The 20,357-nt window shown below is 54.4% G+C and carries 16 protein-coding genes and 1 tRNA gene; 8 read left to right on the top strand and 9 right to left on the bottom strand.

Going from position 1 to position 20,357, the window contains the following annotated elements; genetic code table 11:
* Positions 1-580: 580 nt before the first annotated feature.
* A complete protein-coding gene (locus AC1MKH_RS24075) occupies positions 581-1,762 on the bottom strand; it encodes a tyrosine-type recombinase/integrase (RefSeq protein ID WP_253897211.1) in 1,182 nt (393 codons plus the stop codon).
* Positions 1,763-2,054: 292 nt separating this feature from the next.
* Positions 2,055-2,149, bottom strand: a tRNA-Sec gene (locus AC1MKH_RS24070).
* A gap of 302 nt (positions 2,150-2,451) precedes the next feature.
* Between AC1MKH_RS24070 and AC1MKH_RS24065 the strand changes: the two genes are divergently transcribed.
* Together AC1MKH_RS24065 and yicI are read left to right on the top strand one after the other, a co-directional pair.
* A complete protein-coding gene (locus tag AC1MKH_RS24065; RefSeq protein ID WP_276219159.1) occupies positions 2,452-3,846 on the top strand; it encodes a glycoside-pentoside-hexuronide family transporter in 1,395 nt (464 codons plus the stop codon).
* A gap of 11 nt (positions 3,847-3,857) precedes the next feature.
* On the top strand, positions 3,858-6,176 hold the full coding sequence (yicI, locus tag AC1MKH_RS24060) for an alpha-xylosidase (RefSeq protein WP_276219158.1): 2,319 nt from the start codon (positions 3,858-3,860) through the stop codon (positions 6,174-6,176).
* 88 nt (positions 6,177-6,264) lie between these two features.
* On the opposite strand, the gene AC1MKH_RS24055 is transcribed toward yicI, so the two are convergent.
* Both AC1MKH_RS24055 and AC1MKH_RS24050 read right to left on the bottom strand, forming a co-directional pair.
* On the bottom strand, positions 6,265-7,947 hold the full coding sequence (locus AC1MKH_RS24055; RefSeq protein WP_276219157.1) for an AsmA family protein: 1,683 nt from the start codon (positions 7,945-7,947) through the stop codon (positions 6,265-6,267).
* Between the two features lie 136 nt (positions 7,948-8,083).
* A complete protein-coding gene (locus AC1MKH_RS24050) occupies positions 8,084-9,475 on the bottom strand; it encodes a nucleobase:cation symporter-2 family protein (protein ID WP_276219156.1) in 1,392 nt (463 codons plus the stop codon).
* 272 nt (positions 9,476-9,747) lie between these two features.
* On the opposite strand from AC1MKH_RS24050, the gene gltS reads away from it, so the two are divergent.
* Positions 9,748-10,950 (top strand): sodium/glutamate symporter, encoded by a 1,203-nt coding sequence (gene gltS / locus AC1MKH_RS24045; protein WP_276219155.1) that lies wholly within the window; start codon positions 9,748-9,750, stop codon positions 10,948-10,950.
* 108 nt (positions 10,951-11,058) lie between these two features.
* On the opposite strand, the gene glpK is transcribed toward gltS, so the two are convergent.
* Positions 11,059-12,567 carry a glycerol kinase GlpK gene (gene glpK / locus AC1MKH_RS24040; protein WP_149463732.1) on the bottom strand — a complete coding sequence of 503 codons (1,509 nt, stop codon included), beginning with the start codon at positions 12,565-12,567 and terminating at the stop codon, positions 11,059-11,061.
* 21 nt (positions 12,568-12,588) lie between these two features.
* Positions 12,589-13,437, bottom strand: coding sequence for an MIP/aquaporin family protein (locus AC1MKH_RS24035; RefSeq protein ID WP_231825892.1), 849 nt, complete (start codon positions 13,435-13,437; stop codon positions 12,589-12,591).
* Positions 13,438-13,855: 418 nt separating this feature from the next.
* Here AC1MKH_RS24035 and zapB point away from each other — a divergent pair, with 418 nt between their 5' ends.
* From zapB to AC1MKH_RS24015, 4 genes are all read left to right on the top strand, one after another.
* On the top strand, positions 13,856-14,101 hold the full coding sequence (gene zapB / locus AC1MKH_RS24030) for a septal ring assembly protein ZapB (protein WP_108476554.1): 246 nt from the start codon (positions 13,856-13,858) through the stop codon (positions 14,099-14,101).
* A 180-nt stretch (positions 14,102-14,281) separates the two neighbouring features.
* Positions 14,282-15,271 carry a sulfate ABC transporter substrate-binding protein gene (locus tag AC1MKH_RS24025; protein WP_253897218.1) on the top strand — a complete coding sequence of 330 codons (990 nt, stop codon included), beginning with the start codon at positions 14,282-14,284 and terminating at the stop codon, positions 15,269-15,271.
* Between the two features lie 100 nt (positions 15,272-15,371).
* Entirely contained in the window at positions 15,372-16,121 is a 750-nt protein-coding gene (locus tag AC1MKH_RS24020) for a CDP-diacylglycerol diphosphatase (protein ID WP_276219154.1), read from the top strand.
* Between the two features lie 73 nt (positions 16,122-16,194).
* Positions 16,195-17,499 (top strand): SLC13 family permease, encoded by a 1,305-nt coding sequence (locus AC1MKH_RS24015; protein ID WP_276219153.1) that lies wholly within the window; start codon positions 16,195-16,197, stop codon positions 17,497-17,499.
* Positions 17,500-17,590: 91 nt separating this feature from the next.
* Here AC1MKH_RS24015 and tpiA read toward each other — a convergent pair whose 3' ends face one another.
* Both tpiA and AC1MKH_RS24005 read right to left on the bottom strand, forming a co-directional pair.
* Positions 17,591-18,358, bottom strand: coding sequence for a triose-phosphate isomerase (tpiA, locus tag AC1MKH_RS24010; RefSeq protein WP_276219152.1), 768 nt, complete (start codon positions 18,356-18,358; stop codon positions 17,591-17,593).
* 112 nt (positions 18,359-18,470) lie between these two features.
* Entirely contained in the window at positions 18,471-19,064 is a 594-nt protein-coding gene (locus AC1MKH_RS24005) for a YiiQ family protein (RefSeq protein WP_276219151.1), read from the bottom strand.
* 113 nt (positions 19,065-19,177) lie between these two features.
* On the opposite strand from AC1MKH_RS24005, the gene AC1MKH_RS24000 reads away from it, so the two are divergent.
* Complete coding sequence (locus AC1MKH_RS24000; RefSeq protein ID WP_015343994.1) at positions 19,178-19,597, top strand: DUF805 domain-containing protein; 420 nt, start codon at positions 19,178-19,180, stop codon at positions 19,595-19,597.
* Here AC1MKH_RS24000 and fpr read toward each other — a convergent pair whose 3' ends face one another.
* Positions 19,598-20,344 carry a ferredoxin--NADP(+) reductase gene (fpr, locus tag AC1MKH_RS23995; protein ID WP_108476548.1) on the bottom strand — a complete coding sequence of 249 codons (747 nt, stop codon included), beginning with the start codon at positions 20,342-20,344 and terminating at the stop codon, positions 19,598-19,600. It lies immediately after the preceding gene.
* Positions 20,345-20,357 lie beyond the last annotated feature (13 nt).

The raw sequence follows: 20,357 nt of genomic DNA, 5'->3' as shown, positions 1-20,357 counted from the left end.
TAACTAGGGCTCTGTATGGGGTATGAGAAACCAGCTGTAAAAATCTTACCATCATGTGTCTCTAGGTGTTTGTATGATGGTACAAACTAGCTCGCTTAGGACTTAGATAAGGAAACGTAACCCGTCGAATTGGTGCTGTTGTCGGAAGATGCCCGACTAAATGGACTCTGTTTTATGGATTTTAGTGCAACGCTTATTCCACTCTATAGTCAGCGAGGAACGCTGATCCTACCCACGTAAGGTGGATACCATCTTAAGCGAAGATCTGTTTTTTCAAATTGTTCCGGGCTGAGACCACCACTGGCACTGCTGGCGTCGCCAGCGATTGTAATTACACTCGACGTAATTAAAACACTTTTTCTCTCAAGTTAGCAGTTAATTAGCTATGCCTGTTTTAACAGGGATAGTCTCAACTAATTTTTACCTGATAACATAACTGGCTGTTTGGTCTCGATGTTTTTGTAAATGGCGAGTTAATTAAAAAATACTTTAAAAACAGCATATTACAATGTTATTTTCTTCGGTGATTTACCAAAAAAGAACGGTGTAGGTGAAGCACAGCCCGCTTTGGGCTGTGCTATTATGCCGGTTGTTTTAGGCTATTGATATAATCCGCATACCACTGCATCATCTCTCTTCTCCCTTCCAGATACTGAGCATGGTTATATGTTCCACGAATCGCGTTTTTATCGACATGCGCAAGCTGTGTTTCAATCCACGCCGAGTTAAAGCCTTGCTCATGCAGAATAGTGCTCATTGTGTGGCGAAAACCGTGCCCAGTTATCCTGCCTTTATACCCCAGCAACTCAATCACCTGATTAACGCTTTCCTTGCTGATAGGCTTGAGAGGATCGTTTCGACCGATAAAAACCAGCGGATAATGCTTCGATATCGGTTCAAGCTGTTTAAACAGCGCAATGACCTGCTCTGAGAGCGGTACAACATGGGGCCGTTTCATTTTCATCACTTCTGCTGGGATTTCCCATAACTTTGCCTCAAAATTGATATCCTCCCAACGGGCGAAACGCAGCTCCTGTGTGCGTACACCGGTTAACATAATGATTTGAGTCGCTGTCTTCGTGATAACACTGCCGGTATAGCCCGCTAGATCGTTAAGGAAGTTAGGAAGTTCAATGGCAGAAAGGAAGGGGAAATGTACTTTTTTCGGCGTAGCTAAAGCGCTAGCAAGGTCGGGGGCGGGGTTGTAGTCGGCCCGACCAGTGACAATTGCATAGCGGAACACCTCACCGCAACGTTGACGGACTTTGCGCATCTTCTCGAGCGCTCCGCGTTTCTCCATTTTACGCAAAGTTTCCAGTAGTTCCATTGGCTTAATTTCAGCAATAGGGCGCTTGCCGATGTAGGGGAAGATGTCTTTCTCGAAGGTCTCGATGATTTCAATGCGGTAACGTAGTGACCAACGGTCGGCTTTAGACTGGTGCCATTCACGTGCGACAGCCTCAAAAGTGCTTTTCAGACTCATTTGCTTGGCTATTTTCCCCTCTTTCTTCACTTCGCCCGGGTCGCCTCCTGCGGCAAGGATTTTCCTAGCTTCACTACGTTTTTCACGTGCGTCAGCCAGAGATATATCAGGGTAGACACCAATAGAAAGCATTTTTTCTTTACCAGCAAAACGATACTTCATACGCCAGTACTTTGAGCCATTGGTATTAGTCAGCAGATACATACCTCCACCGTCAGCTAGCTTATAAGGCTTTTCTTTTGGTTTTGCTGTTTTGACTTTAACATCAGTTAGTGCCATCACGCCCTCCGGTTTTTGATGAGTTCATCCTCCATGGGGACTTACACTAGTAACCTATCTGATACCCCCACCCCTTGTATAACAAAGGTGTTGTTTAAACCTATTATTATATATCATATTTTTCACATTATGGGGGTTCCGAAGTTTCGGTAGGGAAATAACACCCCCTAATGCACCCCCAAAAAATGCTTGATGTAGGTTTAGTTCGATTGAGTTTGGGACACGATGAAGCCTGATATACAAGGGGTTAAGAAAGAGTTATTGACTTCGAGAGAGCTCAGAAGAGGTTAATTGGCGGAAGATCACAGGAGTCGAACCTGCCCGGGACCGCTGGCGGCCCCAACTGGATTTGAAGTCCAGCCACCTCACCGGAGATGACGATCTTCCGCGCCTCGATTGCTACATGGAGGCGGGGCGCATTATAGCTACTTTCAGGCATTTACCACATCTTTTAATGCACCTTTTTTGGATTCATTTGGTACATATCACGCGTGTGAATGTCCGCCTCAGAACAAAACCCCATAAAATCCGCAAGTTACACTTCGACACACTCTCTAGTCCTACCGCGATCACAGAAATTAAGAAACGTAATTTGATAACGAGATATCGGAATTCATCTTAGCGGTCGGATGGTTTACAAAAACCGTAACCGGTACCAGCGTGGCGTCGGCTCAAGAAGGGATTTCGACATGAAGAGCGAAGTTTTATCCGTCAAAGAGAAGATTGGTTATGGTATGGGCGACGCCGCCAGCCATATCATTTTTGATAACGTCATGTTGTACATGATGTTTTTTTACACCGATATTTTCGGTATTCCTGCCGGCTTTGTCGGCACCATGTTCCTGTTGGCGCGCGCGCTGGATGCCATTTCCGACCCCTGCATGGGCCTGCTGGCTGACCGTACCCGCAGTCGCTGGGGTAAGTTCCGCCCGTGGGTGCTATTTGGCGCGCTGCCGTTTGGTGTGGTGTGTGTGCTGGCTTACAGCACGCCAGATCTCAGCCTTAACGGCAAAATGATCTACGCCGCAGTAACTTACACGCTGCTGACCCTGCTCTATACCGTGGTGAATATTCCTTACTGTGCGCTGGGCGGCGTAATCACTAACGACCCAACGCAGCGTATCTCGCTGCAATCCTGGCGCTTCGTGCTGGCGACGGCGGGCGGCATGCTCTCTACCGTGCTGATGATGCCGCTGGTGAATTTAATCGGCGGCGAGGATAAAGCGTTCGGCTTCCAGGGCGGGATAGCCGTGCTGTCGGTGGTTGCGTTCCTGATGCTGGCGTTCTGTTTCTTCACCACCAAAGAACGTATTCAGGTGCCGCCAAGCACCACCGGTATGCGTGAAGATCTGCGCGATATCTGGCAGAACGATCAGTGGCGAATTGTCGGCTTGCTCACCATTCTGAATATTCTTGCCGTCTGCGTGCGCGGTGGCGCGATGATGTACTACGTGACCTGGATTATGGGCTCCCCGGCGCTGTTTACCGTATTCCTGACCACCTATTGCGTCGGCAACCTGATTGGCTCCGCGATGGCCAAACCGCTCACCGACTGGAAATGCAAAGTGAGCGTCTTCTGGTGGACCAACGCTATTCTGGCGGTGCTGAGCCTGGCGATGTTCTTTGTACCGATGAATGCCAACGTGCTGATGTTCGGCTTTATTTTCGTGATTGGCGTGCTGCACCAACTGGTGACGCCGATTCAGTGGGTGATGATGTCCGACACCGTCGATTACGGTGAGTGGTGTAACGGTAAACGTCTTACCGGCATCAGTTTCGCAGGCACGCTGTTCGTGCTGAAGCTGGGCCTGGCGCTGGGTGGCGCGATGATTGGCTGGATGCTGGCGGGCGGGGGCTACGATGCGGCCGCGAAAGCGCAGAACAGCACCACCATCAGCATCATTATCGCCCTGTTCACTATCGTTCCTGCGGTTTGCTATCTGCTGAGCGCCATCATTGCGAAGCGCTACTACACCCTGAAAACGCCGTTCTTGCTGAAAATTATGGGCGAGCTGGCGCAGGGCGCACGTCGCAATCAACAAGAATTTGAACACGTACCCGAATCAAAATCATTACAGAGTTAAGAGGACGAACTATGAAAATCAGTGATGGAAACTGGCTGATCCAACCGGGTCTCAATCTTATCCACCCCATCCAGGTGTTCGATGTCGAGCAGCACGGTAATGAGATGGTGGTTTATGCCGCGCCGCGCGATGTGCGTGAGCGTACCTGGCAACTGGATACTCCAATGTTTACGCTGCGCTTTTTCGCCCCGCAGGAAGGGGTGGTCGGCGTACGTATCGAACACTTCCAGGGCGCGTTAAATAACGGCCCGCACTATCCGCTGAATGTCCTGAAAGACGTCAAAGTTGAAATGCAGAACACCGCTGAATTTGCCGAGCTGAAAAGCGGCAACCTGAGCGTGCGCGTAACCAAAGGTGAATTCTGGTCGCTCGATTTCCTGCGCAACGGCGTGCGTATTACCGGTTCTCAGGTGAAAAACAACGGCTACGTGCAGGACGGCAACACCGGTAAAAACTACCTGTTTGAGCGCCTGGACCTCGGCGTGGGTGAAACGGTTTATGGCCTGGGTGAGCGCTTTACTGCGCTGGTGCGTAACGGCCAGACGGTTGAAACCTGGAACCGTGACGGTGGCACCAGTACCGAGCAGTCCTACAAAAACATCCCGTTCTACATTACCAACCGCGGTTACGGCGTGCTGGTGAATCACCCGGAAAACGTCTCGTTCGAGATTGGCTCAGAAAAAGTCTCGAAAGTGCAGTTCAGCGTGGAAGGCGAGTATCTGGAATATTTCGTCATCGACGGTCCGACACCAAAAGAGGTGCTCAATCGCTACACGCAATTTACCGGTCGCCCGGCGCTGCCGCCAGCGTGGTCCTTTGGTCTGTGGCTCACCACGTCGTTCACCACTAACTACGATGAGGCGACCGTTAATAGCTTTATCGATGGCATGGCCGAGCGCAACCTGCCGTTGCACGTTTTCCACTTCGACTGCTTCTGGATGAAAGCCTTCCAGTGGTGTGATTTCGAGTGGGACCCGGTGACCTTCCCTGACCCGAAAGGCATGATTCAGCGCCTGAAAGAGAAAGGGCTGAAGGTCTGTGTGTGGATCAACCCGTACATTGGCCAAAAATCACCGATCTTCCAGGAACTGAAAGAGAAGGGCTATCTGCTTAAACGCCCGGACGGTTCGATCTGGCAGTGGGATAAATGGCAGCCTGGATTAGCGATTTATGACTTCACCAACCCGGATGCCTGCCAGTGGTACGCCGACAAGCTGAAAGGGCTGGTGGATATTGGCGTAGATTGCTTCAAAACCGACTTCGGCGAACGTATCCCAACGGATGTGCAATGGTTTGACGGTTCCGATCCGCAGAAAATGCACAACCACTACGCCTTTATCTACAACGAACTGGTGTGGAACGTGCTGAAAGAGACCGTTGGCGAGGAAGAGGCGGTGCTGTTTGCCCGTTCCGCGTCCGTGGGGGCGCAACAGTTCCCGGTTCACTGGGGTGGTGACTGCTACGCCAACTACGAATCAATGGCGGAAAGCCTGCGCGGTGGCCTGTCGATTGGCCTCTCCGGCTTCGGCTTCTGGAGTCACGATATCGGCGGCTTCGAAAATACCGCGCCTGCCGATGTCTACAAACGCTGGTGTGCATTCGGCCTCTTCTCCAGCCATAGCCGCCTGCACGGCAGCAAATCCTACCGTGTACCATGGGCGTACGACGAAGAGTCCTGCGACGTGGTGCGCTTCTTCACGGAAATGAAGTGCCGCATGATGCCGTACCTCTATCGCCAGGCTGCGCTGGCGCATGAGCAGGGCACGCCAATGCTGCGCGCCATGATGCTGGAGTTCCCGAACGACCCGGCATGCGACTACCTCGATCGCCAGTATATGCTGGGCGATTCCGTGATGGTGGCACCGGTGTTCTCGGAAGCGGGCGACGTGCAGTTCTATCTGCCGGAAGGCCGCTGGACGCACCTGTGGCACAACGATGAAGTACAGGGCAGCCGCTGGCATAAACAGCAGCACGACTTCCTGAGCCTGCCGGTGTATGTCCGCGACAACACCTTGCTGGCACTGGGCAACAACAACCAGAAACCGAACTACGAGTGGCATGAAGGCACTGAATTCCAGCTCTTCTGTCTGGATGATGGCCGCGAAGCAGTCTGCACTGTTCCGGCAACGGATGGTTCAGCCGCGTTTACGTTGAAAGCGGTGCGCGCGGGCAACACCATCACCGTAACTGGCGAAGGTAACGCGCGTGACTGGACGCTGTGCCTGCGTAACGTGCAGCAGATCAGCGGTATTAAGGGCGGCGCACATGCGGGAAGTGAGCTGGGTGTGGTGGTGAAAGCGCAGAGTAATACGCTGACGATCACACTTTAAAAACGCCGGATGGCGCTGTCGCTTATCCGGCCTACGATGAATTTGGTTATGTCATTGTAGGCCTGGTAAGCGTAGCGCCACCGGGCAATTACGGGGTGGTAATCTCCCCGCCCCGCATCGTCTGCGTTACCTGCTCCTTCGCCATATTCACCGCGCTCAGCTGTCCGTTTACCGTTGGCTTGAGCGGTGCGTCTGCCTGCACTGCGCCGGTGGCGGTGAGCTGAAGGTTACCGTCGCCGCTGATGGGGAGCGCTGGCCATCCCCAGGCCTGCAAAGTATTCAGCGGCACGCCGCGTGCGTCGAGGCTGACGTTCACCTGCCGTTGCGGCAACTGAGAAACCGTGGCGGTGGCTTTGAGCATGCCTTTCTCTGTGTACGCCGTAAGTTCGCTGATATTGACCGTCGAGGCGTTTGCCGACAGCGCGAGGCTCGGTCGATTGACGTCTACGCGATTAAACGTCGCCGCCGCCGCATTGAGTTGCGCATTTCCGCCCCATACGCCCCACAGGCGATTCTTCACCAGTTGCAGGTTGGTGGCGCTGCCTTCCAGCGCCGTGATCTGCCACGGGAAAGCCGGGTCGATATCGATAACCAGATTGCGGCTGGCGGTAAATTTCTTCAGGGTCACGCTGTTGAGCCACTCCGGCAATGCGTCCATCCATAACTGTTTCCAGTTATTGGGTAACGTGTATTCAAGGCCCACAATCGACGCATCATCCAGCGTCAGCGCCTGCCCGTTGCGCAACCAGAAACCGGACGTTCGCACCGTGCTGCCCTCCCAGCGGGTGGTAAACTGGCGCAGGGCGATGCCCTGGTCTGAGAGCTCGCCGTTGAAAATGGGGGCCAGCAGATGTAGCGAGCCGTAGATAAACTCACTGGCGTTCAGGGTGATTTTACCGTCCGTACTTTGCCATCCGCCCTGGGTTAGGGACAAGTTGCGCACGTTCATATCGAGATCGGTTACCGCCCAGTCTGGCCCCTGTAAACGGGCATCCACGACCTCAAGGCGGCCAATTTGCAGCGACGGAACGGTGCTGAGCGGGGCGAAGAAATCGATCAGCGTTTTGTCGCTTTGCAGACGAATATCGTTCAGGCGCAGATTATCCACCACCCAACTTCCGTCGGCGTTGCGGCGGGCATTTCCGGCCAGCGAGCCGCGCGCGACCTCCGCGCCAAGGCTGGTCAGCGTTACTACACCGTTATCAATATCCCCTTCAATAACCGCGTTGCTGGTGGGTACGCCATTGAGCGTCAGGGAACCGGCATTCACCTGCAAATGCGTTTTCTTGCCCAGCACGTTGCCTGCTTCCGGCGTCCATGGCGCAATGCTGCCGTTAACCCGTTGCGCACTTAATTCCCAGCCGGTTTCCGGGCTGTTGAAAGCCATATTGTTGAGCTGCAGGCGATCGGCGGCAAAGGGAAGCGGCGCGTTAGACGGCGAGAGATTTAACGTTCCGTCTTGCAGCAGGATAGTGTCAACGTGTAGCGGATCGGTCACCTGGCGGGTGCTCAGGCCGATATCGACAGCTTTAGCGACCAGCGTCGCGGGTTTGCCATCACGCCCGAAGGTCACATTCCTGAACAAGATATGAGAGGGTGATGAGAAACGGTGATCCATCGCATCGAACGTCACCTGGTAATCGGTGTTCTCAGTAAGCCACTGACTGACTTCGCGCGCGCCCCAACGGGTTTGCAGCAGGAAGTAGAAGGCGAGAATGACCAGCAGCAGTGCGACGAGGAGCCAGAGAATCAGCTTTCCAATAAATTTCATGATCTTCCATCCTGAGAAGGGCACATAAGGCAGTTATGCACGAATTATGCGCAATGCTCAAGGTGAGAAGGGTGAAATTCGGTGTCAGCGTGTGGGGATAATGCCGGATGACGTCGCCGCCATCCGGCAAAGCGGATTACGCTTTCTCTGGCGGGAAGACCAGATTCAGAACAATCGCGGTGATACCGCCAGCGGCGATACCCGAGGAGAGCAGATTTTTCAGCCAGTCCGGCGCAAACTGGAGGATCTGCGGCTGCTGGGAGACGCCCAGGCCGATGGCCAGTGAAAGGGCAATAATCAGGATTGCGCGGCGGTTCAGCGGCTCGCGGGAGACAATACGCACGCCGGACGCGGCGATGGTGCCGAACATCACCAGCGTTGCGCCACCCAGAACCGGCTCAGGGATGTGCTGCACAAAACCACTTACCGCCGGGAACAGACCAAGGACAATCAGCATCAACGCCACCACGAAACCAACGTAACGGCTGGCGACGCCGGTCAACTGAATCACGCCGTTGTTCTGGCCGAAGCAGGAGTTCGGGAAGGTGTTGAATACCGCCGAGACAAACGAGTTCAGGCCGTTGGCCAGCACGCCGCCTTTCAAACGTTTCATGTAAACCGGGCCGGAGACCGGTTGCTCAGAGACGTCAGATGTCGCCGTAATATCACCAATCGTTTCCAGTGAGGTGATCATAAACACCAGCATCAGCGGCAGCAGCAGGTTCCAGTCAATGCCCAGACCATAGTACAGCGGCGTCGGGATCATCAGCAGATCGGTGTTAGTCGGCGCGGTATTTTCCGGCAGCATACCCAGGAACCAGGCCATCAGATATCCCGCCGCCATGGCAATCACCAGCGACGCAATGCGCAGGTACGGGTTGCGCTGGCGGTTAAGCAGAATAATCAGTACCAGCACGATACCCGCCAGCAGCAGGTTTTTCGGCGCGCCAAAGGTGTTGTTGCTCATTGCCGCATAACCGCCGCCAATGGATGTCAGGCCGACCTGAATCAGCGACAGGCCAATAATCATTACCACCACGCCAGAAACCAGCGGCGTGATAATACGTCGCGCAAGGTGCAGCACGCGTGACAACACCATCTCGGTGCAGCTCGCCAGCATTAAGGTACCAAACAGCGCCGCCATCATGGTCGGCACATCGGCACCGCCGGTTTTCAGCGCGGTACCGCCCATAATCAGCGGCGCAACGAAATTGAAACTGGTGCCCTGAATCGACAGCAGACCTGAACCCACCGGGCCCCAGGCTTTAATCTGGATAATGGATGCCACACCGGATGCAAACAGCGACATGCTGATGATGTGCTGAGTATCGGCCGCCGGCAGACCCAGCGCCTGACAAATCAGCAGGGCGGGCGTGATCACCGCGACAAACATCGCCAGCAGGTGTTGCAGTGCGGCAAAAAGGGTTTGTGGCAGCGGCGGGCGGTCTTCTAAGCGGTAAATCAATTCGCTGTTTTGAGTGTGCGCAACCGGTTGCGCATTTTCTGACTCAAGGGTGTTGGCGGACATCAGGGGCGATCTCGTGGTGGAAAAGTGGCGATTTTATCGGACTGGTGGGTAAAAGCAAACGGTTGCTTTGTGATGGCGTTAAAAAATTACCGGACCTTAATTTTTATCAATTATTCATTGCATAAATGGTTTATCAGCGTGATTAACCTTTTTCTGTCATTTTTGCGCATTTATTGATTACAATCTGCTCCCTGATCTTACGATGAGATCTCAACGACACAGGAAATACGTCGCGTATGAATGAATCATGCGTCTGGTAAGGAGCTTTAAATATGTTTCATCTCGATACGTTATCTACGCTGGTCGCGGCGACAATGGTGCTGCTGTTAGGGCGCAAACTGGTTCACTCCGTTCCCTTCTTTAAAAAATATACCATTCCTGAACCGGTCGCCGGTGGGCTGCTGGTCGCGCTGGCGTTGCTGGTGCTGAAAAAAAGCATGGGCTGGGAAATCGACTTCGATATGAGTCTGAAAGACCCGCTGATGCTGGCCTTCTTCGCCACGATTGGCCTGAATGCCAATCTCGCCAGCCTGCGTGCGGGCGGTAAAGTATTAGGCACCTTTCTGATTGTGGTGGTGGGGCTGCTGCTGATGCAGAACGCCATCGGCATTGGCATGGCGAAAATGCTGGGACTGGACCCGTTGATGGGCCTTCTGGCAGGCTCGATTACGCTCTCTGGCGGCCACGGCACCGGGGCGGCGTGGGGCAAACTGTTTACCGAACGCTACGGTTTTACCAGCGCAACGGAAGTCGCGATGGCCTGCGCAACGTTTGGCCTGGTGCTGGGCGGCCTGATTGGCGGGCCAGTGGCGCGTTATCTGGTTAAACACTCTTCCTCGCCGGACGGTACGCCGGAGGATCAGGAAGTGCCGACGGCATTTGAAAAGCCGGACGTTGGGCGCGTTATCACCTCGCTGGTGTTGATTGAAACCATCGCATTGATTGCGATTTGTCTGACGGTCGGGCGAGTCGTTGCGCAACTGATTACCGGCACCATGTTTGAATTGCCAACCTTTGTATGCGTGCTGTTTATTGGCGTTATCCTGAGTAACGGCCTGGCGCTGGTGGGATTCTATCGCGTCTTTGAACGTGCGGTGTCGGTGCTTGGCAACGTCAGCTTGTCGTTATTCCTGGCGATGGCCTTGATGAGCCTGAAACTGTGGGAGCTGGCTTCACTGGCGCTGCCGATGCTGGCGATTCTGGGCGCGCAGACGCTGGCAATGGCGCTGTACGCCATTTTTGTCACCTACCGGATGATGGGTAAAAACTACGATGCGGCGGTGCTGGCGGCGGGTCACTGTGGCTTTGGGCTGGGTGCGACGCCAACGGCGATTGCCAATATGCAGGCGATTACCGAACGTTTCGGCCCGTCGCATACGGCGTTTCTGGTGGTACCGATGGTGGGGGCGTTCTTCCTCGATATCGTCAATGCGCTGGTGATTAAGCTCTATTTGATGTTGCCGATGTTTGGCTAATCAGTGCGGGGAATGTGGCGGATGTGGCGGGGGCGCTTCGCTTGCCCGCCCTACATCGATCGCAATTCTTTGTAGGGCGGGCAAGCGAAGCGCCCCCGCCATCGTTTTTTACTCTCCGTGATCTTCCCACGCCAGCGCGCGTTTCACTGCTTTTTTCCAGCCGCTGTAACGATAATTACGCTCGGTCGTTTCGATCCCCGGACGGAATTCACGCTCAATCACCGCTTTCTCCTGCAACTCATCCAGATTCTGCCAGAAGCCTACCGCCAGGCCTGCAAGATACGCAGCCCCTAACGCGGTGACTTCACGCACTTCCGGGCGCTCTACGCGGGTACCCAGAATGTCTGACTGGAACTGCATCAGGAAATTATTGGCAACCGCGCCGCCGTCAACGCGCAGGGCGTGCAGACGAATGCCGGAGTCAGCCTGCATCGCTTCCAGCACGTCGCGCGTTTGATAAGCAATGGATTCCAGCGTGGCGCGAATAATATGGTTCGAGTTGACGCCGCGCGTCAGGCCGAAAATCGCGCCGCGCGCATACGGGTCCCAGTATGGCGCGCCGAGGCCGGTAAACGCCGGAACCACATACACACCGTTGGTATCTTTTACTTTGGTGGCGAAATATTCGGAATCGAACGCGTCGCTGATGAGTTTCATCTCATCACGCAGCCACTGAATAGACGCGCCAGCCATAAACACTGCGCCTTCCAGCGCATAGTTCACTTCGCCGCGCGGGCCGCAGGCAATGGTGGTCAGCAGGCCATGCTCGGATTTCACCGCTTTTTCGCCGGTGTTCATCAGCATAAAGCAGCCGGTGCCGTAGGTATTTTTCGCCATCCCTTCCTTCACGCACAGCTGGCCGAACAGTGCGGCCTGCTGATCGCCTGCGATCCCGGCGATCGGAATACGCGTACCGCCTTTCCCGCCGATGTTAGTCTGGCCATACACTTCCGAGGATTTGCGTACTTCTGGCAGCATGGCGCGCGGGATATCCAGAGCGTCCAGCATTTTGTCATCCCAGTCCAGCTCGTTGATGTTGAACAGCATGGTACGTGAGGCGTTGGTGTAGTCGGTGACGTGCACGCGTCCCTGGGTCATTTTCCAGATAAGCCAGGTATCGACGGTACCGAACAGCAGTTCGCCACGCTTCGCGCGTTCACGGGAGCCTTCAACGTGGTCCAGGATCCATTTCACTTTGGTGCCGGAGAAGTACGGGTCTACCACCAGACCCGTCGCGCTGCGCACGTACTCTTCCATGCCGTCGCGTTTCAACTGCTCACAGATATCAGCGGTACGGCGGCACTGCCAGACAATCGCGTTATAAATCGGTTTCCCGGTTTCACGTTCCCATACCACGGTGGTTTCGCGCTGGTTGGTGATACCAATCGCGGCAATCTGATCGGAATTGATATCGGCTTTTGCCAGCACTTCGACCAGCGTGGAGCTCTGGGTCGCCCAGATTTCCATCGGGTCGTGCTCAACCCAGCCTGGCTTAGGATAAATTTGTTCAAACTCGCGCTGTGAAACACTGATGATATTGGCATCGTGATCCATCACCACGGCGCGGGAACTGGTGGTGCCCTGGTCGAGCGCAACGATATATTTTTTGTCAGTCATAATGCGTGTTCCATAGTCAGATTACAGCGAAGCATTGTGTTGAGCGCTACCGGAGGTGGTTTCTTTCTCTTCAACCACACAGGTATCACACGGCAAATGGCGGCCAATCAGTTTGCGATAGCTGAATGCACCCAGCGCCGCGCCCACCACGGGTGCGAACATCGGCACCACGAAATAAGGAATATCTTTGCCGCCGGTGAAGGCAACGTCGCCCCAGCCTGCCAGCCAGGCGAAGGTTTTTGGTCCAATATCACGCGCCGGGTTCATCGCAAAGCCGGTCAGCGGCCCCATCGATGCGCCGATAACGGCGATTAACAGGCCAATCAGCAGCGGTGCCAGAGGCCCGCGCGGAATGCCGTTGCCATCATCGCCGAGCGCCATGATCACGCCCATCAGAATAGCGGTTATCACCATTTCTACCGCGAAGGCCTGCACAAAATTGATATGTGGGTTCGGGTAAGTGGAGAATATTCCAGCAAGATCAAGACTTTCTACACTGCCGCGCACCATATGATGGGTTAATTCGTAGTCGTAGAAAAGATTGTAGTAAAGCCCGTAAACCAACGCCGCTGCGCAAAACGCACCGGCAAACTGAGAAAGAATGAAAGGGACCACTTTACGGCGTTCGAAACAGGCGAACAGCCACAGCGCAACGGTGACCGCCGGGTTAAGATGTGCGCCGGAAACCCCTGCGGTCAGGTAGATGGCCATCGCCACGCCCAGACCCCAAATGATGCTGATTTCCCACTGGCCAAAGCTGGCCCCTGCGACTTTTAATGCCGCAACACATCCCACGCCGAAAAAGATCAACAGCCCGGTACCAAGAAACTCTGCAATGCACTGGCCTTTTAGGGTTGAAGTTTGGCTCATAATCGGTTCCTGAAGACAGTTTGCTAGTTATAGTGTCGTGGTGGTCGAAGACACCCACGCTGCCATGTAGGCATGGTGTTAATTTATCGTTAACGAACATAAACGAGAAATATCGAAATCAAAATGTGTGTACTGCGTCATAAAATGAGCGATTTCGCGCTACATTGTGTGTCTTTACGGAACTAAAAAAAGAGAGCTGAATCATTTCATGAACCTTCCGTGTTAACAAATAAGGGGTAAATGCGCCGAAAGCTCCAGGTCTAGACTGAAAATTGTTGCAAACCGCAATCTACGTGCCCTGGCGCTGGACAGGGGGAGCGGGGCTCCATACAATCGAAGGTCAGAAGTGCGCTTATTTTCGTTAAGGCGTCGCCGGGTTCCCGGGACGATATCAACGCCTTGCAAGATCAGGAGAGGTATGACGATGTCATTAGAAGTATTTGAGAAACTGGAAGCAAAAGTTCAGCAGGCGATTGATACCATCACCCTGTTGCAGATGGAAATCGAAGAACTGAAAGAAAAGAACAACGCGCTGGCGCAGGACGTTCAGTCTGCACAGCACAGCCGTGAAGAGCTGGAACGCGAAAACAACCAGCTGAAAGAACAGCAGAACGGCTGGCAGGATCGTCTGCAGGCGCTGCTGGGCCGTATGGAAGAAGTTTAATCTTCCATTAAGTTTGCTGCCTTCATCGGGCGTTATGCCAGGAAGGCAGCGACTTCTCTTCGCATTATTTCCCCGCTGTATATTTCAAAATCACATAATCAATCTTTTTTTATTCTTTAATGTTCGATTTGCTTTCTGGCACGCTAGCCTCATCAACGACACAACATAAGAGAGCGGGCGATGAACAAGTGGGGCGTGGGTTTAACTCTTTTGCTGGCTTCCACCAGCGTACTGGCTAAGGATATTCAATTACTTAACGTTTCTTACGATCCGACGCGCGAACTGTACGATCAGTACAATAAAGCCTTCAGCGCGCACTGGAAAAAAGAGACGGGCGATAACGTGGTGATTCGTCAGTCACACGGCGGGTCCGGAAAACAGGCGACATCGGTTATCAATGGTATCGAAGCCGACGTGGTGACGCTGGCGCTGGCCTATGACGTTGACGCGATTGCTGAGCGCGGGCGCATCGATAAAAACTGGATTAAACGCCTGCCGGATAACTCCGCGCCGTACACCTCCACCATCGTTTTCCTGGTGCGTAAAGGCAACCCTAAACAGATTCATGACTGGAACGACCTGGTGAAACCGGGTGTGTCTGTCATCACGCCGAACCCGAAAAGCTCTGGCGGCGCTCGCTGGAACTACCTTGCTGCATGGGGTTATGCGCTGCACCACAATAATGGTGACCAGGCCAAAGCGCAGGATTTCGTGAAATCGCTGTTTAAAAACGTTGAAGTGCTTGATTCTGGCGCACGCGGTGCAACCAATACCTTCGTTGAACGCGGCATTGGCGATGTGCTGATTGCGTGGGAGAACGAAGCGCTGTTGGCGACAAATGAGCTGGGTAAAGATAAATTTGAAATCGTCACGCCGAGCGAGTCGATTCTGGCAGAGCCAACCGTTTCTGTAGTCGACAAAGTGGTTGATAAAAAAGGCACTAAAGAAGTCGCTGAAGCCTATCTGAAGTACCTGTACTCGCCAGAAGGCCAGGAGATTGCGGCGAAAAACTTCTATCGCCCACGTGACCCGGAAGTGGCGAAGAAGTATGAAAGCGCGTTCCCGAAACTGAAACTGTTCACTATCGACGAAGAGTTTGGCGGTTGGGCGAAAGCGCAACAGACGCACTTCTCTAACGGCGGTACCTTCGATCAGATTAGCAAGCGTTAATCACGGTTAGCGCGAGATGGCCCGGTAATCATACCGGGCTTTTTTATTTGTCACGATTATGCGGTACCCTTGCCAGTCATCGAATTACAGGGAACGCACAATGAAAAAAGCTGGCTATCTTATTCTGGCGATGATCGTCATGGCTCTCGCGGCGGGCGCAGGCTACTGGAAGTGGGCCGGAAACCCGAACGCGCTGCGCACCATCGTCTTCGAACAGTGCCTTCCTGGTCAGCTCCAACACCAGAATCCCGCGCCGTGTGCGGATGTGAAACCGGATGCCGGATACGTGGTTTTCAAAGACCGCAACGGCCCGCTGCAATATCTTCTGATGCCCACTTATCGTATCAACGGTACTGAAAGCCCGATGCTGCTGGAGCCTTATACGCCGAATTTCTTCTGGCTGGCCTGGCAGGCGCGCAGCTTTATGAGCCAGAAATATGGCAAAGAGATCCCGGACAGCGCCGTGTCGCTGGCGATTAATTCACGCACTGGGCGTACGCAAAATCACTTCCACATTCACATCTCTTGTCTGCGCACGGACGTGCGTCATCAACTGGATACGAATATGGCGAAAATCAGCACCCGCTGGTTGCCACTGCCGGGTGGCCTGCGAGGGAATGAGTATCTGGCGCGCCGTGTCACCGAAAGCGAAATGGTGAAAAGCAGCCCGTTTATGATGCTGGCGGAAGAGGTGCCCGACGCGCGCGACCACATGGGAAGCTACGCTCTGGCGATGGTTCGCTTAAGCGATGAAAGCTTTGTCCTGCTGGCAACGCAGCGTAATTTACTGGCGCTGAACCGCGCGTCGGCCGAGGAAATTCAGGATCATCAATGTGATATTCTGAAGTAACCCTACCCGTTCTGGCGTTTACCTGACTTGCCTGCCGTCGTATTCTTGCTGAAAAAAACGACAGGAGTCAGGTATGACGCTCTGGTTTTCCCATCCTCTGTTCCTTCCATCGCTGGTTGTTGGCATCACCATCATCCTCTGGGCGACTTCGCTGCTGCCTGAATTTATCACTGCGCTTTTATTCTTTACCGTTGCGATGGCGGCGAAAATCGCCCCGCCGGAGGTCATTTTCGGCGGCTTTGCCTCATCAGCCTTCTGGCTGGTGTTCAGCGGGTTTGTGCTCGGCGTGGCGATCCGCAAAACGGGGCTTGCCGACCGGGCGGCGAGGGCGCTGTCGGCAAGGCTAACTGATTCGTGGCTGCGCATGGTGGCGAGCGTGGTGCTGCTGAGTTATGCGCTGGCATTTGTGATGCCCTCAAATATGGGGCGAATCGCGTTGCTGATGCCGATTGTCGCGGCGATGGCCTCGCGTGCAGGCATTAAAGAGGGCACGCGACCGTGGTACGGGCTGGCGCTGGCGGTCGGTTTCGGTACGTTCCAGCTTTCCGCCACCATCCTGCCTGCCAACGTGCCTAACCTGGTGATGAGCGGCGCAGCGGAGGGGGCATGGGGCATTCATCTGAACTATTTGCCCTATCTGCTGCTGCATACGCCGGTGCTCGGCTGGTTGAAAGGCGCACTGCTTATCGGGCTGATTTGCTGGCTCTTCCCCGGAAAACCGCAGCCGCCGAAATCGGTACAGGCGGCGCCGCCTATGAGCGCGGCAGAGAAGCGCCTGGCCTGGTTGCTGGCAATAGTGTTAACCCTGTGGGTGACGGAGAGCTGGCACGGCATCGGCCCGGCGTGGACAGGACTGGCGGCGGCGTGCGTGACGCTGCTACCGCGTGTTGGGTTTATCAGCGGCGAGGAGTTCTCGGCGGGCGTGAACATTCGTACCTGTATTTACGTCGCCGGGATTCTGGGGCTGGCTATCACCGTGACCCAGACGGGGATTGGCGATGCGGTAGGCGAGGCGCTGCTGCGCGTGATGCCGCTCGACCCGGAACGCCCGTTCACCAGTTTTGTGGCGTTGACGGGGATCACGACCGCGCTCAACTTCATTATGACCGCCAACGGCGTGCCGGCGCTCTACACCACCTTTGCGCAAAGTTTTGCTGAGGCGACAAATTTCCCGCTGTTGAGCGTGATTATGATTCAGGTATTAGGCTATTCCACGCCGCTTCTGCCGTATCAGGCGTCGCCGATTGTGGTGGCGATGGCGTTAGGGAAAGTGCCTGCAAGGGCGGGGATGATGCTGTGTCTGGCGCTGGCGGCGGCGAGTTATCTGCTGTTGTTGCCGCTGGATTATCTTTGGTATCAGGTGTTGGGAAAGTTGTGAGTTTTTGCCGGATGCGCTGCGCTTATCCGGCCTACATCGTCAGGACTGTAGGTCGGATAAGGCGAAGCCGCCATCCGGCGCGTAAACAGGATTAAGCCTGTTTAGCCGCTTCTGCTGCTTTAACGATCACCGCGAAAGCGTCTGCTTTCAGGGATGCGCCGCCAACCAGCGCGCCGTCGATGTCCGGCTGGGTGAACAGTTCTGCTGCGTTGCTTGCGTTAACGGAACCGCCGTACTGGATGATAACCTGTTCAGCGATTTTCGCGTCAGCTTTAGCAATGTGGTCACGGATGAATTTGTGAACCGCCTGAGCCTGAGCTGGGGTCGCAGATTTACCAGTACCGATTGCCCATACGGGTTCGTAAGCGATAACCACGCCTTCGAATGCCGCAGCGCCCTGAGTTTTCAGGACCGCGTCGATCTGACGTGCGCAAACTTCTTCAGTTTTGCCCGCTTCATTTTCTGCTTCGGTTTCACCGATGCACAGAACCGGAGTCAGACCCTGCTCTTTCAGCACAGCGAATTTTTTCGCGATCAGTTCGTCAGACTCTTTGTGGTAAGTACGACGCTCAGAGTGACCGATAATGATGTACTGCGCGCCGACATCTTTCAGCATTTCTGCGGAGGTTTCACCGGTGAATGCGCCAGACAGGTTCAGGTCAACGTTCTGCGCGCCCAGAGCAATGTGGCTACCGGCAGCAGCGTGTTTCGCCATGTCGATGTACATTTCCGGCGGCGCGATCGCTACGCCACAACCAGCAACGCCAGCCAGCTCTTTACGCAGGTTAGCAACCAGCTCGTTTACCATGTGGCGGCTGCCGTTCAGTTTCCAGTTACCCATCACTAAAGGATGTCGCATTTTAATTCTCCACGCTTGTTAGCGAATTAAGGAATATGGCCGCCCGTAAGGGCAGCATGGTCTGTGAATCAGTATAGAGAGTGTTCATCCTGAAGGCTTTGCTTTTTATCATTTATTCGCCTCCTTCAAGATTTTCAGATAGCGCCAGCTTAATCGGTTCAACAGCGAAGGTCAGCCCTTTTTCGCCATTATCGGCGACAACATAACGAATCGCGCCTTCGCTGGTGGTGAAGTAGTGCTTTCCTTTTCCCTGAGCCAACAGTTTTTGCAGCTTCTGCTGGCTTTGCGCTTTGGTGAGCGTGGGCGTGAACAGACGCAGCACCGCCGTCATGTACTCCAGCGCTTTGGCTTTCGCCGCTTTCTGTTCAGGGCCTGGAATGGGCAGCCAGGTTATCTGTATCGACTTGATTTTCAGCGTTCCGCGCTCGAGTGCGGTGGACGCATACAGATTCTCGTTAATTTTGCTCGCTGCGCGCGTCAGATTCAGCTTGTCGCGGCTGGAGGAAATTGAACGAAATTCATTAAGTGGCAGCGACGGATTATCAATATTAAACCGCTCGCGAAACTGGCTGATGGAGAGATCGAACGTGGGCGCGCCGGAAAGCAAATAGGGCGCGGTGGTATCCGGAGACTCAACGGCAAACGCGAAGCGGCCAGCGCTCAGGGCGATGACGCCTGCAAGACACACAGCGATCCACTTCTTCATGTTTGTCGTCCTCATATTCTCCAGCAGACGATTAAAACGGGAACGGCCTCGCTTGTCAAAAAGAGAGCGTTTCAGGGTACACTACGCCGCATGATGAGAATAAGGAATCAGACATGACCCTACAACAATGGTTGTTTTCAATTAAGGGCCGCATTGGTCGCCGTGATTTCTGGATCTGGATGGGGATCTGGCTGCTGGCGATGGTGATTCTGTTTACGCTGGCTGGCGGTGAGATGCTAAGTATTCAGACCGCGGCGTTTATCCTGGTTTGTCTGCTGTGGCCAACGGCGGCGGTCACGGTGAAACGTCTGCACGATCGCGGTAAATCTGGCATCTGGGCCCTGCTGATGGTGCTGGCGTGGATGCTGTTGGCCGGTAACTGGGCGATGTTGCCGGGTGTCTGGCAGTGGGGCGTAGGGCGGTTTATTCCGACTCTGATTATCGTGATGATGCTGATTGACCTGGGCGCGTTTGTCGGCACCCAGGGGGAAAACAAGTACGGTAAAGATACGCAGGACGTGAAATACCGCTGATTACCAGTAATGTTCCGCCGTCATATGGCCTGGACGGCGGCGCAGATGTTTGGTCATCTGGCGGGTATCTTTCAGCAACTGCTGGGTATCGCGCACCATCTGCGGATTACCACACAGCATCACGTGGCTGGTTTCGGCATTCATTGGCAGGCCAACCGCCTCTTCCAGCGCACCGCTTTCAATCAATGCGGGCACGCGTCCGGTCAGGGAATCAGCCACCGTTTCGCGACTGACAACGGTTTTAATGCGCAACTTCCCTTCGTAGCGTTTCTCAAGCTCCTGCATCAACGGCAGATAACTTAAGTCCGCGGCAAAGCGCGCGGCGTGAACCAGTACGATATTCTTAAAGCGCTCTAAATCTTTCCCTTCCTGCAAAATCGACAGATACGGGCCAATCGCGGTACCGGTTGCCAGCATCCACAGGGTTTCGCAGTCAGGTACTTCATCCAGCACAAAGAAGCCCGCCGCTTCGCTGACAATTTGTACATCATCACCCGGCTTCAGCGCGGCAAGGCGCGGGCTCAGTTTTCCCTCTGGTACGGTGACCAGATAGAACTCAAGATCGGGATTGCTGGGTGCGTTAACGTAGGAGTACGCGCGCTGCACGCGCTCGCCGTCAACATCCAGACCCAGCTTGGCAAACTGCCCGGCGGTGAAAGGATTAACGGGGGCGTGAACGGTGAGGCTAAACAGTGCATCGGTCCAGAAATGCACCTTTGTGACTTTACCTGTTACCCAATCGGCCATGATCGTCTCCTCT

This window comes from Pseudocitrobacter sp. CD920760 (assembly GCF_057782505.1).
The sequence above is the reverse complement of the archived record's forward strand: the minus strand, read 5'-3'. Positions and strand labels throughout refer to the sequence as shown.